The organism is Deltaproteobacteria bacterium (genome assembly GCA_009929795.1).
In the GTDB taxonomy this organism is placed as follows: Bacteria; Desulfobacterota; Desulfovibrionia; order Desulfovibrionales; family Desulfomicrobiaceae; genus RZZR01.
Genome location: RZZR01000020.1, coordinates 1 through 12745 on the forward strand (window position 1 = coordinate 1; position 12745 = coordinate 12745).

Below are 12745 nucleotides of genomic sequence, written 5' to 3' on the forward strand. Positions count from 1 at the left end.
GCCTATGGATCTGCGCATTATCCTCATCGAGATCGAAGACGCCTCGGAATTCTGCCCGACCTGTACGCCTGCTGTGCGGGCGGCCGTGGAGCGGGTAGTCGAAATGATCCGTCAGGAATGCAAGTTGGGCTGACACAGCCCACGACAAGAATCTCAGTGCAACCAACGATCGAGCCAGGGCCGTTGCGCATGTCGCAATTCATCGAACATCGCTCGAATTTGATCGAGAGTGCAGACGGTGGCCGTCACCGGGTCGAGAGACAGGGCATGCATGGCCGCTTCGGGGCGTCTTTCCAGGGCCGCTTCCACGACCAGTCCTTGGACATTGATATTGGTCGAACACAAAGCGGCACATTGGCGGGGCAAGGCTCCAACGGCCACCGGATGCAGTCCGGTGCCGTCGGCGTAGACCGGAACCTCGACGATGCAGTCGTCCGGCAGATTGGCGATCAACCCGTTGTTGGGAACATTCGCGTTGACCCGGACCTTTTTTCCTGAAACCATGGCGTTTATGATTATTGGCGCATTGAGGACATTCTTTCTGACGGCAATGGGAAGCCGGCCTGACAGTTGGCTTTCAATTTCATTCCTGCCTGCGGCATGAACCTGTCGTTCGAGATCGAGCAGGTTCCATCGCCGGGGAAGGAATCGATTGATGGACTCCTCGTTCTTTCGGAAATACGGAACATAATCCGAAAAATGCCAATGATTTTCCGTGGACCAATACCCGAAATGGCGCAGGATTTCACAGCGGACCCCATCGGCCTGGAAAACATCAGGGTTGTCGGGCAATGAGCGGATTTCGGGGTACATGTCCCGGCCTCGGTGTTTGAGAGACAGGATCCAGGACATGTGGTTGATACCGCCAAACAGGAACTCCACTCCATCTGGAACCGGAGAGTACATGAGTTTGCCCCAGGCATCCGGGCTGTGGGGATGCTCGATCCAAGGGCCGATGCCGAGATACCCGGCCAGTTGGGCGACCGTGTAGGTCACACCGTAGCAGAGACCGATGGAGGCGATCGGCGACGATTTCCTCGCCGCCCAGACCAAGGGCGCCAGAGGATTGGCCTTGTTGATGAACAATGCCTGTGGGCAGACCTCCTCCATGTCACGAAGAATCGAGAGCACCGGCGGGATGTGCCGGAGGGCTCGAAAAATGCCTCCCGGCCCCAATGTATCCCCCACCTCCTGAATGACCCCGTATTTTCGGGGGATATCCATGTCCAGCCGCCACGCATCGAGGCCGCCCACCTGAATGGCGCAAACGACGAAATCCGCTCCACTCAATGCCCGCCGTTGGTCCGTCGTGGCCGTCACCTTGGCTCCCAGGCCATGCTGAGCAATCATCATCCGGGTCAATTGCAGCGTGCGGTCCAAAATTTCCGGGTTGAGATCCTCCAGGACGATTTCGGAATTTTGCAGGCTTTCATGGGCGAACAGGGAAGACAACAATTGCCGGGTGAACATGACGCTCCCCGCGCCGACGATGACGATTCTGGGCATCCGGGCTACTCCCTTTTGGTTTTCAGCACCAAGGCATGGACGGACACCGAGATGATGATGATCAGACCGTAGACGAGCCGGGTCCAGAACCCGGCCAGCCCGGCGGCGACCACGCCGGCCTCGATGATGCCGATGATGATCGAGCCGACTACCGTGCCGTAGATGGTGGCCTTGCCTCCAAAAACCGAGGTGCCGCCGATGAAGACGGAGGCGAAGACCAGGAGCAGGTATCCTTCTCCCTGGGTCGGCCACCAATTGGCCATTTCCAGGCAGATGAGCACCGAGACAAAGGCCGAGAGCCCTCCCATGAGCATGAAGAGGCCGAATCGGGCCTTGTCGACACCAACGCCCATCATCCTGGCGGCCTTGTAATTGTCGCCCAGAAATAGAAGAGCGTCTCCGAAGACATGGCGGTTCAGCACGAACCAGAACGCGACGGCAAGGCCCAGACACCAGAGGGATTGAGCAGGGAAATGCCCCAGGAGTCGGCCGACGAGCACATCATGGGTGATTGTCTCCCGGATGCCCGCGAGATTGAGGGCCAATCCGTCGGCCATGACAATGGCCGCGCCGCGCCAGAAGAATTGTGTGCCAATGGTGGCGATGATGGAAGGCACTCCGATGGTGACCACCAGCAGGCCGTTCAGGAAGCCGGCCCCGACTCCCGTGGCCAAGGCGGCCGCGATTCCCAGAGTCGGGCTGCCCGAAGCATTGAAGACCGCGGAAAACGCCAGCCCGCTGACGGCCATGACCGACGGAAACGACAGGTCCAGTTCGCCGGAGGCCACGCAAAAGGTCAGGCCGATCGCCAGCAGAGCGGTAAAGGGGATCGTGGACAAGAACGAAAAATAGATGCGTGGGCCGAGAAAGGTTTGGGGGCTGGCGGCCATGAAAATCGCCAGAAGTATCGCCAGGAGCGATGTGACGCCGATCTGGGGGGCGTATCGACGAACAAAGACCAAAAGAGTCGGTTGCATCGACGATTCCCTCATGTCGCGGCCTCGACCAGGGCGTGGAGCAGACCGTCCTGGGTGAGATCGGCCTTGCTGTATTCCCCGACATGGACTCCCCGGTCCATGAGGAAAAAACGGTCCGAGGCCATGTAGGCGTGGCCGATGTTGTGGGAGATGAACAGACAGGCCTTGCCTTCCGCCCTGATCTGTCCAATGAAGTCGAGGACCTTGCCCACTTCCTTAAGGGACAGGGCCGTGGTCGGTTCGTCGAGAATGACGATGTCGGCTTGAAAGTGCATGGCCCGCCCGATGGCCAAACCTTGTCTCTCCCCGCCTGAAAGCACCGAGACCTCGGCATCGGCGTCAATGCCGACTCCCCGAAGCCCCAGGCGACCGTTCAGGATATCCAGGGTTTCGGCCCGTTCGCGTCGGACATCGATGAATCCGAGTCTGTTGATCAGGTGGCGGCCCATGAAAATGTTTCTCCAGAGAGGTTGCTTTTCGCCCAGGGAACGCTCCTGGTGGACCGTCTCGATTCCGAGGCTTCTGGCGGCCTTCACCGTGAATCGATGGATGTCGATGGATCGACCTTTGATGCGGATTTCACCGGAATCGGCCTGAAGCACTCCCGAGATGACCTTGACGAGAGTGGACTTCCCGGCCCCGTTGTCGCCAAGAAGGGCCACGACTTCCCCTGGGTGAAGGCGAAAATCGATATGATGAAGGGCGCTCACCCCGTCAAACGACTTGCAGATGTCGCGGAGTTCGAGGATTGGGGGATTTTTTGATTCTTTGGACAAGGGAAGTCGGCTCCGACGAAAAGTGAGGCTGTGATGCTCGCAGGAGCAAAGGGTGGTCCTGGCCGAGACGCGAGCCGGTCGTCAGGTATGGACCGGCTCGCGCAAGGGGGCTCTGTTCCTTTAGCGAAGGCCCTTTTGGGCCAGAGGGGCGATCAAATCAATGTTGTCGGCATGGACGAATCCGGCCCCGGTCTCGATGACCAGACCCGAAAAGCCGAATTTTTTGGTCAGGACGATCTGCAGGACCGGAAGATAGCCCTGCAGGAAGGGCTGGCCGTCGCCGACCAGATCGACGTATCCGCTCTTGATGGCTGCGGCTGTTGCCGGCGACAGGCTGAACCCGCATCCGTAGATGGCATCGGGCTTTATCCCGGCGGCTCGGAAGAAATTCTCGAGCTGTCCGGTCAAGGCCCCGTGATCCATGAACACCACCTTGGTATCGGGATTGGCCGACAGGGCCGCGGTCATGAGAGGGGCGCCAAGAGATGCGTCCTTGTCGATTTCAGGGGTGATTTCCATATAATCCACCGTGAGGCCGGCTTTTTCCAAAGTCTCGACAATGCCGACCGTGGAAAGTCCCCGGGTTGGTTTGCTTTTCAGGCCCCAGACCAGGGCCTTGTCGCCTTGGGTCAGACCGAAACGCCGGATGGCCTCGGAGGCCAGGGCGACTCCCCGGGACATGTTGTCCACTCCGACATAGCCGAATCCCTTGGACTGGTTGGCCGCGGTCAGCATCGGCAATTCCGTGTCGGATGCCGTGACGATGATGCCCATCTTGACGGCTTCATTGACCAACGGGCCATAGGCGTCGTCGCCGGGATGACCCATGACCACGATTCCGTCGGGCTTGGCGGCCATGGATTTCTTGAAGTTTTCGAGCATGGTCTGCGGGTCCCAGTTCGAATAGACGAATTTGACCGTGCAGCCAAGATCGGCCGCGGCCTGGGCGGCCCCATTCTGGACCACGGTGGCGTATGGTTCGCCGACGGCCCCGCCGACATCGAAGTAGACGGTCAGCCCTTTGCCGCTTTGGGCGAGTTTCCCTTCACCCCATGCCGGGCCGACCATCAGTACGCCAAAAAGCAAAATCGCCAACGCTAAACGAATTTGTCCTTTCATTTCAAATTGCTCCATCTGTAAAGGGTGAATTCACGATTCGAGAACTCGGGCGCCGATCAAAGGCTCATTGCCCACCAAGTCAGGTTGTCTGAAGTCGTATAGTTCATCCATCAATTTCCTTGAAATTATTTATTCGGATGGATGTGGCCCGGATGCATCGAGAAAAACGATGGCCAGGACGACTTCGACCGTAGGCAGATATCTTTCCGTGGCATTGAGATGAGCACGAGATGGGCATCGTCAAAGGTTCTTGTCATCGGGCCATGCTCTTCGGCCAGACCTTGACGAGCCTGGTTTTCGTCCCCAATGATGCAACTGGAGCGTACTATCAGCTCATGAGGGGCAACGATGATAAGACTCGTGATGTGCATTGCAATGGCCATCCTCCTGTCCGGCTGCGAGGATACTGATGTGGGCATGGCCATTCAGGCCGGAGCGGACGCGGTCCGGGCGATCACGCTGGACGACGACGATCTGAGGCGGTTGGCCGAGGATATCGCTGCGGAGTCCGACCGCAGGCATGTGATGGCCAGGCCGGATCATCCTCAGGCCAGACGATTGGCCGGATTGACCGACGGTTTGAAAGGGTACCAAGGGCAGGAATTCGACTTCAAGGTCTATCTGTCGCCCACGGTCAACGCCTTTGCCATGGCCGACGGAACCATCAGGATTTATGGCGGTCTGATGGACATGATGACCGATGATGAACTGCTTTTCGTCATCGGCCACGAAATGGGGCATGTCGTTGAAAACCACGTCCGGGAGAAAATTGTCCTGGCCTATGCCGGGAGCGCGGTCCGCAAGGCCATCGCCTCGCAGCAGAACGAGGCCGGGCAGATCGCCAGATCGGTTTTTGGCGCCCTGGCCGAGAGTCTGCTCAATGCCCAGTTTTCACAAAAAGAGGAGCGTGAGGCCGACGATTTCGGGGTCCGTTTTCTGGAGTCGGCGGGCGGGAACAGGCAGGCGGCCGTCTCGGCCCTGACCAAGCTGGCCACATTGGGAGGGGACCATTCCTTTCTGTCAAGTCATCCGGCCCCGGAGGCCCGGGCCAAGAGGCTCCAGGCCAAGCCCGATGATGACGGCCCTCCCAAGAACCGATCTTGGGCTGACCGCTCCCTGGGGTGGTTGAAACGTTTCCTGCTTTAGACGTTGTCTGGGAGTATGAGATGTCGAATGATGACAGACAGCTAAGATGGGGCCATGCCCTGGCCCGGGAGCACGAGCGGCAATGCTGGACCCGAGGCATTCGCATGAGAAAGCCGGTGTTCGTGATTTCGGGAAGCGAGACGACCCTCGGATTCTGGAACGAGAGGCAAAGGACCATCGGCATCTCCTCGCGGCTGATCGAAAGGCACCCTTGGGATTACGTCGTCGAGGTTCTCAAACATGAGATGGCCCACCAGTATGTATCGGAGAATTTGGCCGATGCCGGGCAAAGGCCGCACGGCCCACTTTTCCGTCAAGCCTGCGAACGGTTGGGTGTGCATCCGGCCCTGCAAAGGGCAACATCCAGGGGAAGTGTCGACGACTTGGTAAAGATACTGGATCCGCAGGAAGGGAGAGAGGGCGAGGATGTCATCCGCAGGGTCGAAAAACTCCTCTCCCTGGCCAATTCAGAGAACGAGCACGAGGCCCGGGCCGCTTCGAACAAAGCCTGTCATCTGCTGGCCAAGTACAATTTGAGCGGAATCGGAGCGGCCACAATTCGACCGGCGGCGTACATATCCATTTGCCGGAAAAAGAAGCGGCTGTCGGTCTTCGAGTCCTATCTGGCCTCGGTCCTGATCGAACACTATCATGTGGAGTGCGTCGTCGGCAGTGTCTACGATCCCATGGCCGACGAGAGCTACAGGCGAATTCATGTGTTCGGCCGGCCAGCGTCCCTGAAGGTCGCCGAGCATGTCTACGAGTTTTTGGCCCGGGCGGCCGAACGATGTTGGGACCGGTACAAGCAGACGACCCGGGCGACGTACCGGGCCAAGAAGACATTCATGTTCGGCTTCATCGAGGGCGTGCACACTGCCCATCGGAAGCGGACGCCATCCATGCAGGCCGAACTCGAAAGCGAGCTGAACCTGCCAGTGGTCTCGATGCAGGCGATCATCGAAGGGAACAAGGCGGAGATTCGGGAGGAGGTGCGTCGTCTCTATCCCCGGTTGTCGCGCCGGTCCGTCGACAGCGGCTCGGGGTCGCGGGAGGCCTTCGAGTCTGGCCGTGACGCCGGGCAAAAGGTCCGGATCCGAAAGGGATTGGGAACGAAGGCGACTAGCTCGGGCCGGGCTCTGAACTCATGAACTCAGGCCAGACAGGATAGTTTCGATCAAGGCGTCGATTCCAGGTTGGTCGGAAAGCCCCAGGACCGAGGCCGAACACAGTTGCCGGGCCACGAGGCCGGGCAGAGTGGGAATGATCGTCGTCAGATCGGGAATTCCGTCCAACATGGGAACCGAGGCCCCCTTGGGGGAACGGTTCAGAACCAGAACCTGACGGGCGAGTTCAAGCTCCCTGGCCAGGCGGCCGATGCCGGCCGCAGTCTGCAATCCGCGCAGGCTTGGTTCGCTGACCACCACCAAGCCGTCCACATGGGCCACGGTGCCCCGGCCCAGATGCTCCACCCCGGCCTCGAGGTCGACAAGGACCCACCCTCCGGTTTCGACCACAAGATGGCGTAAAATGGCCTTCAAGAGGGAATTGGCCTCGCAGGCGCAGCCGCCTCCGGCGGCCGTCACCGTTCCCATGACCAGCAAGCGTTTGCGACCAGGTCGGATTCCGGGTTTGGGGTCGTCCCCCAGGGGAAGGTCGACGGCCAGATTGGCCGGCAGGTCGCACACCTCGGGGTTCAGGTTCATCATCCCCCTGCCGATGCGTTCCCGAATGAGGTCTTTTCGGAGAACCAGGGGCTCGGGCAGGTCGCCGGCCTCGAGTCCGCAGGCCTGGCCCAGGGACAGGGCCGTGTCGGCGTCCACCATCCAGACGTCGTGTCCTTGGCGAGCCAGGTAGTCGCCTATCCAGGCACAAATGGTCGTTTTTCCCACCCCACCTTTGCCGGCAAAGGCCAGTTTCATGTCCGCTCCCGTTTTTCAGGATTGAATGCCCGGGGGCAGCCCGTGCGGGCCACCTCCGGGCGGAATGAGGGCTTGGGCTTTCGGCTAGGCGCCAAGGCCCAAGGCCGTGCGCTTGGCCTTGATGCGGGCATCGATGAGTTCGGCCGCCTTGAAGGGGTCGGGTTCCACGGCAAAACAGGCCCCTACCACATCGTTCAGGCCGCCCAGGGCCAGATTGGTGACCGTTTCCGAACCGGTGATGTGCGGCGGCAGGCCAAGATGGGTGTAGATTCCCGAGGCCACGGCGTAGAGTCCGATGGCGGCCGCCTTTTCAGAGTACCATTCCGGGGCGCTGGCGGCCACGGGCAGATCGGCGATGTCCACGCCAAGGGCGTTGGCCAGCACGGCGCAGAGATGCAGGATGCGCGAATTGTCCACGCAGGAGCCCACATGCAAGACCGGCGGTATGCCCAGGGAGTTGCAGACGGCTTTGAGTCCGGCCCCGGCCTGGTCCGCGGCCGCGGGCATCATCAACCCGGCCTTGCCCATGGCCACGGTGGCGCAGCCAGTGACCAGGACCAGGATGTCCTTCTTGATCAGTTCCTTGGCAAGGGTGGTATGCACGTAGTCATGCTTGAGCTTGGGGTTGTTGCAGCCCACTATGCCCACGGCCCCGCGGACCTGGCCGGCCTTGACGGCTTCGATGAGGGGGGCGGGGGTGCCGCCCAGGGCTCCAAGGATGGCCTCGTTGGAGAAGCCTGTCATCAGTTCCACCGGCCCCTGGGGAATGTCCACCCGGGCCTGGTCGCGGCGGGCAAAGTTTTCGATGGCCATGCGCACCAGTTTCCGGGCCTGGCTCTTGGCGTTGGTGTAGTTGAACTCGACGTGCTCGGCGCCCGTGAACCGGGCCTTGTCCGAGGTGGACACGAACTTGGTGTGGTAGCAGTCGGCCACCTGAACAAGGCTGGGCATGATGCACTGGTAATCCACCAGAATGAGTTCCACCGCGCCGGTGATAATGGCCAGCTCGGTCATCAGATGGTTGCCGGCCATGGGGATGCCCTGGCGCATGAGGACTTCGTTGCCCGTGCAGCAGAGGCCGGCCACATTGATGCCGGCGGCCCCGGTCGCCAGGGCCTCCTTCTTGATCCCAGGGTCGTTGACTGCGTCCAGAACCATTTCCGAGACGATGGGCGAGTGGCCATGGACAAGAATGTTGATCTGGTCGGCCTTCAGAACGCCCAGATTGACCTTGCCCACCTTGGGCGTGGGCGTGCCGAAGATGATGTCCGAGAGTTCTGTGCCGATCATGGACCCGCCCCAGCCATCTCCCAGGCAGAGACGGGCCGAGTGGAGGCAGAGGCTGATCGCGTCGGAGTCCACGCCCATGTGCGTTCGGTGCATCATTTCCACGATGTCGCGGTCGATGCCTCGAGGGGTGATGCCCAATTTTTTCCAGAGGTCCTGGCGTTTTTGGGGAACCCGGGACAAGAAGCCGAGATTGTTGTGCTGGAAGCCGAAGTCCTGGATCATGGCCCGGGCCACGGCCAGCGCCAACTCTTGAACGTTCTTGCCAGCCTCGTCCACGCCGATCTCACCGGCGATGCGTCTGAGTTTGGCCTCGTCGCGGACCTCGTAATCGGTGGTTCGCCCCTGGCCGATGGCGTGCAGGGTTTCGACCAGATCCCGGCCGTGGTCGGAGTGAGCGGCCGCGCCCGCCGCCACGAATCGTCCAAAGTTGCGGGCCACGGTCAGGTCGGCATCGGCCCCGCACACGCCGCGCGGTTTCTTCTCGCTGATGCGGCAGGGCCCCATGACGCATTTCTGGCAGGTCAGGCCCTTTTCGCAAAATGGGCAATGGGGTTCCTGTTGTTCCAAGCGGTCCCAGACAGTTTCGACTCCGTCCCTCTGGGCCTTGCGGATCATCTGCTTGGCGTCGTCCCAGATGGTCAGATCATCGATGGTTCGTTTGTCTTTGGTCATGGCTCCTCCCGTTGTTTATTTCTCCGTCATGACGCACGGAGAATTTGTAGGCTTGGCGTGAAGGACATGATTCTTGAAAATGAAGGTCATGTCTGTCGGCTAGCCGACACGGGAAGGACAAAGGCGGGCCGAGAGAAAAAATCAGGACAGCCTGGCCTCGAGACGGGTCAGGTCGGGAATGAGGTATTCGCCGCGACCGAGCTTGACCAGATCGCCGGAGCGGACCAGATCGGAAATAAGCATGGACACGGTCTGGCGGGTGGCACCGACGATCTTGGCCATTTCCTCGGTCAACAGCCCCAGACGGATGATTCGGCAGCCCTTGTCGTCGCAGGGTTCGCCATGGCGGGCCTCCTCGAGCAGATAGCCGACCAGTCGAAGGGACGCGTCGTGAAAGACCAGCCCGTGGATGATGGAAAAGGAGTTCTTGAGCAGGCCGCCCAGGACGTTGATCATGGCCCCGGTCAGTTCGGGATAGGACCGCAGGCCGGCATGAAAACGGCCTGTTTCGGTGACCAGAAGGACGCATTCGTCCATGGCCTCGACAAAAGCCCGGGTATGGGTGGAATAGACGGCCCCGGGTTCCAGGATGGCCACGGTGAATTCCTTGTCCACCGAGGCCAGGTAGATGCGTACCCGACCGGAGGAGACCACAAAGACCAGATCGGGTCCTTCTCCGGGTTGATAGATCAAGGCCCCCTTGGCGTGGGTTCTTTCCATGAACTGAGCTCGGAGTTCGGCGTGCTCGGGCTTGGCCAGTTCGTCGAGCAGGTTGACGTCGGTCAGCTTCATGGTTTGTTTCGTATTTTCAAGATGGTCGGGAAAAAAAGAAGATGCATCTTTTTCCCGGTTTCGTCCAGTTGACCCTCGACGGCAAAGACGTATGTCAAGCCCGGTTCAGCGCTCGGCCTGATGCAGGTCCTTCTGGACGTCGGGGCTCAAATCGGCGGTCAGGTAGTCCAGGGTCATGGGCAGGGCCACCGAGATTTCCGGAATGTGCATGAGGCCGATTTCAACCCGGCCCAAAGCGCAGTGCAGGAGATGGCCCCCGACCGTGTGGTCGTGATTCAGGAAGTGGAGGTGGAACCCGGGCACGACCAGGGACTTGATGAATTCAGGGGTGTAGAAGCCGACCAGGGATCCCCGGGTGTCGGTGAAGGTGAACTCGACCTGATTCCGGGCGGCCTCGACCAGGGGGCGGCCCTGCTGCTGGGCCGGGACGGACCGGGCGTGGATCAGGTCGAATTCGCCTCGGATCAGGACGGCGTAGGCCATGTTCGGTGACGGGATCAGGCCGCGCAGGAAATTCCAGAACCGTTCCCGGTTCACAGGGCTCTCTGGTTCTTCAGTCGTGTCCGGGGCGAAGAAGGTCACGCAGGCAAAGGGCGTTTCGACGGCATCGTCCACCGGCCGGATGCGGCCCGAGGCCTCGGCCCGATACACGACCCCGTCCAGAACGATCATCTCCCCATCCAGGCCGTTGAAGGTTCCAAGGCCGAAATCGCCATGGGTTTTCAGTGAGGTCATGCTCGTGGGGGCTTGATAGAGCCCCTGCATCAGGGCCTCCACCGGGCAGGAGATGAACAGGGATCGTTGGGGCGTTATCGTTTTCATCGGGTTCCTCTCAGGGCTTGACGATGTCGTTGAATTCCTGGGGCCGAGCCCCTGTGGGCGAGAATCCCCGAATCACGGCCTGCAGGCTCAGGATGACCATTCGGCTGGACTGGGTGAAGAACCGGTTGGTCATCAGCAGCCGGGTCACTTCCCTTTCCTGAATTGCGCCATGGGCGATGGCCTTGGAGCAGGATCCTATGAACCGCTTGTCCTCGTTTTCCACGGCTTTGAAAAAGGCCTTCAACTCCTCATCCATTCCAGGGGCTTCGGGGATCTGGGCGCTGGCAAGGGCCCGATCGACAAGGCCGGCCAGGCGATGTTTGAAGTCCTCGTGAGCTTCGACCATGAACGGGGTGTCGTCCCGGCCGAAGTCTTCGATTTCGGGATGGAGCTCGAACAGATTTTTGGTGGCGTTCATGATGCTCCGGCTGCCCCGGATGACCGGTTCCAATTGTAGGGCTTCGGGTTCGGCTATTCCGTGGGCCTGCATGCGGGCATAGAAGGCGAAAATCTCGGCGTGCAGGTCTTCCAGATCGTCGTAGCGGATGGCGCCGTTTTGGCCGGTGCCCTTTACCGGGCCTGTCTTGGCCCGGGTTTCGGGATCGGTCCCTTTGGATGTCAGTGCATAGAGCCGGGCGATAGCGGCGAGTGACAGGGAGAGCTGGTGCAGGATTTCCTTGCGGAGGGCGATCATGGCCGCTTCAGGCACCTGGGTCGAGGTGTTCTGAATGAAAATGGTCAGCATGGCCCGTTTTTCTGGAAAGAGTCGTTTCAGGAAACATTCGAAAACGGGAATGGCCGGAAAGAAGATGAGTGCCCCAATGCAATTGAACAGGGTGTGGAAAGCGGCAATGCCCAGGACTGCATTGTTTTCGGGATCAAAGACCAGGCCGATGAGGCTGAGCAGGAGAGGAAGGGTCAGGGTCACGACCAGGGCCGTCCCCACGTTGAAGACGAGAGAGCTGACAGCGGCCTGCTTCTTGGCCGGGATGCCGCCGATGGCCCCGATGAGGATGGTTACCGTGGTCCCGATGTTGGCCCCGATGACCATGGCCGCCCCTTGGCCGAAATCGATGACTCCGGCGAAGATGGCGGTCAGGGTCACGGCGATGGCCGCGGAACTGGATTGCATGATGGCCGTCAGCACCGTTCCGACCATGACATAAATCCATAGCCCCAAGTCCGGGAGCGAGGACAGGTCGAGAGAGGCCGTCATGGCCTCGACACTCGTCTTCATGTAGTCCAGCCCCAGAAAGAGGAAGCCAAAGGCGGCCACGAGCTTGCTGAAGTGGACGTAGCGTTGGCTGTGGCCCAGAACGATCAGGCCGAGCCCGCCAATGCCGATCATGGGCAGGGCCAGGGCGTCGATCTTGAACGAGAAGCCGAACACGGCCACGATCCAGGCCGTCAGGGTCGTTCCGACCATGGCCCCCATGATGACGGCGATGGCGTGTCCGAGGGTCAGGAGCCCTGCGCCGACAAAGGCCAGGACCATGAGGGAGACCGCCGAGCTGCTTTGGAGCACGGCCGTGCTGACAATGCCGGTCAACAGGGCCGAGAGCCGGGTGCCGGTGAAGCGGCGAAGCAGGGCCTTCAGGGATCTTCCGGCCAGGAGCTTGATGGATTCCTCCATCATGAACATGCCAAAAAGGAAGATGCCCAGTCCGGCCAGGAATTTCCATCCATCGAACCATTGGAGCATGTGGGACGACCTCGATCGATTTTG

General features: G+C 60.4%; 11 protein-coding genes. 2 read left to right on the forward strand and 9 right to left on the reverse strand.

From position 1 onward, the window contains the following. Positions 1-153 precede the first annotated feature (153 nt). The 4 genes from melA to EOM25_03990 form a co-directional block, all read right to left on the reverse strand. Positions 154-1506 (reverse strand): alpha-galactosidase, encoded by a 1353-nt coding sequence (gene melA, locus EOM25_03975; GenBank protein ID NCC24348.1) that lies wholly within the window; start codon positions 1504-1506, stop codon positions 154-156. Positions 1507-1511: 5 nt separating this feature from the next. After that, a complete protein-coding gene (locus tag EOM25_03980) occupies positions 1512-2483 on the reverse strand; it encodes an ABC transporter permease (protein NCC24349.1) in 972 nt (323 codons plus the stop codon). A gap of 11 nt (positions 2484-2494) precedes the next feature. Then, positions 2495-3259, reverse strand: a complete 765-nt coding sequence (locus tag EOM25_03985; protein ID NCC24350.1) for a sugar ABC transporter ATP-binding protein — start codon at positions 3257-3259, stop codon at positions 2495-2497. A 120-nt stretch (positions 3260-3379) separates the two neighbouring features. Further along, entirely contained in the window at positions 3380-4378 is a 999-nt protein-coding gene (locus EOM25_03990) for a hypothetical protein (GenBank protein NCC24351.1), read from the reverse strand. Between the two features lie 348 nt (positions 4379-4726). Between EOM25_03990 and EOM25_03995 the strand changes: the two genes are divergently transcribed. Both EOM25_03995 and EOM25_04000 read left to right on the forward strand, forming a co-directional pair. Further along, entirely contained in the window at positions 4727-5524 is a 798-nt protein-coding gene (locus EOM25_03995; GenBank protein NCC24352.1) for a peptidase M48, read from the forward strand. A 20-nt stretch (positions 5525-5544) separates the two neighbouring features. Then, the gene (locus EOM25_04000) at positions 5545-6672 is read left to right on the forward strand and encodes a DUF2786 domain-containing protein (GenBank protein ID NCC24353.1); all 1128 of its coding nucleotides are present in this window, start codon (positions 5545-5547) and stop codon (positions 6670-6672) included. On the opposite strand, the gene EOM25_04005 is transcribed toward EOM25_04000, so the two are convergent. From EOM25_04005 to EOM25_04025, 5 genes are all read right to left on the reverse strand, one after another. Next, a complete protein-coding gene (locus tag EOM25_04005) occupies positions 6667-7443 on the reverse strand; it encodes a carbon monoxide dehydrogenase (protein ID NCC24354.1) in 777 nt (258 codons plus the stop codon). The two genes, EOM25_04000 and EOM25_04005, sit on opposite strands and share 6 nt — an antisense overlap. A gap of 84 nt (positions 7444-7527) precedes the next feature. Next, on the reverse strand, positions 7528-9405 hold the full coding sequence (cooS, locus tag EOM25_04010; GenBank protein NCC24355.1) for an anaerobic carbon-monoxide dehydrogenase catalytic subunit: 1878 nt from the start codon (positions 9403-9405) through the stop codon (positions 7528-7530). Between the two features lie 141 nt (positions 9406-9546). Next, positions 9547-10197 (reverse strand): Crp/Fnr family transcriptional regulator, encoded by a 651-nt coding sequence (locus tag EOM25_04015; protein NCC24356.1) that lies wholly within the window; start codon positions 10195-10197, stop codon positions 9547-9549. Between the two features lie 105 nt (positions 10198-10302). Next, the gene (gene budA, locus EOM25_04020; protein ID NCC24357.1) at positions 10303-11019 is read right to left on the reverse strand and encodes an acetolactate decarboxylase; all 717 of its coding nucleotides are present in this window, start codon (positions 11017-11019) and stop codon (positions 10303-10305) included. A 10-nt stretch (positions 11020-11029) separates the two neighbouring features. Continuing rightward, a complete protein-coding gene (locus EOM25_04025; GenBank protein NCC24358.1) occupies positions 11030-12721 on the reverse strand; it encodes a Na/Pi cotransporter family protein in 1692 nt (563 codons plus the stop codon). Between the last annotated feature and the right edge of the window lie 24 nt (positions 12722-12745).

Excerpts from the sequence above, each read along its gene's own strand:
- melA (NCC24348.1), bottom strand. The coding sequence starts at position 1,506 with ATGCCCAGAATCGTCATCGTCGGCGCGGGGAGCGTCATGTTCACCCGG.
- EOM25_03980 (NCC24349.1), bottom strand. The coding sequence starts at position 2,483 with ATGCAACCGACTCTTTTGGTCTTTGTTCGTCGATACGCCCCCCAGATC.
- EOM25_03990 (NCC24351.1), bottom strand. The coding sequence starts at position 4,378 with ATGAAAGGACAAATTCGTTTAGCGTTGGCGATTTTGCTTTTTGGCGTA.
- EOM25_03995 (NCC24352.1), top strand. The coding sequence starts at position 4,727 with ATGATAAGACTCGTGATGTGCATTGCAATGGCCATCCTCCTGTCCGGC.
- EOM25_04000 (NCC24353.1), top strand. The coding sequence starts at position 5,545 with ATGTCGAATGATGACAGACAGCTAAGATGGGGCCATGCCCTGGCCCGG.
- EOM25_04005 (NCC24354.1), bottom strand. The coding sequence starts at position 7,443 with ATGAAACTGGCCTTTGCCGGCAAAGGTGGGGTGGGAAAAACGACCATT.
- cooS (NCC24355.1), bottom strand. The coding sequence starts at position 9,405 with ATGACCAAAGACAAACGAACCATCGATGATCTGACCATCTGGGACGAC.
- EOM25_04015 (NCC24356.1), bottom strand. The coding sequence starts at position 10,197 with ATGAAGCTGACCGACGTCAACCTGCTCGACGAACTGGCCAAGCCCGAG.
- budA (NCC24357.1), bottom strand. The coding sequence starts at position 11,019 with ATGAAAACGATAACGCCCCAACGATCCCTGTTCATCTCCTGCCCGGTG.
- EOM25_04025 (NCC24358.1), bottom strand. The coding sequence starts at position 12,721 with ATGCTCCAATGGTTCGATGGATGGAAATTCCTGGCCGGACTGGGCATC.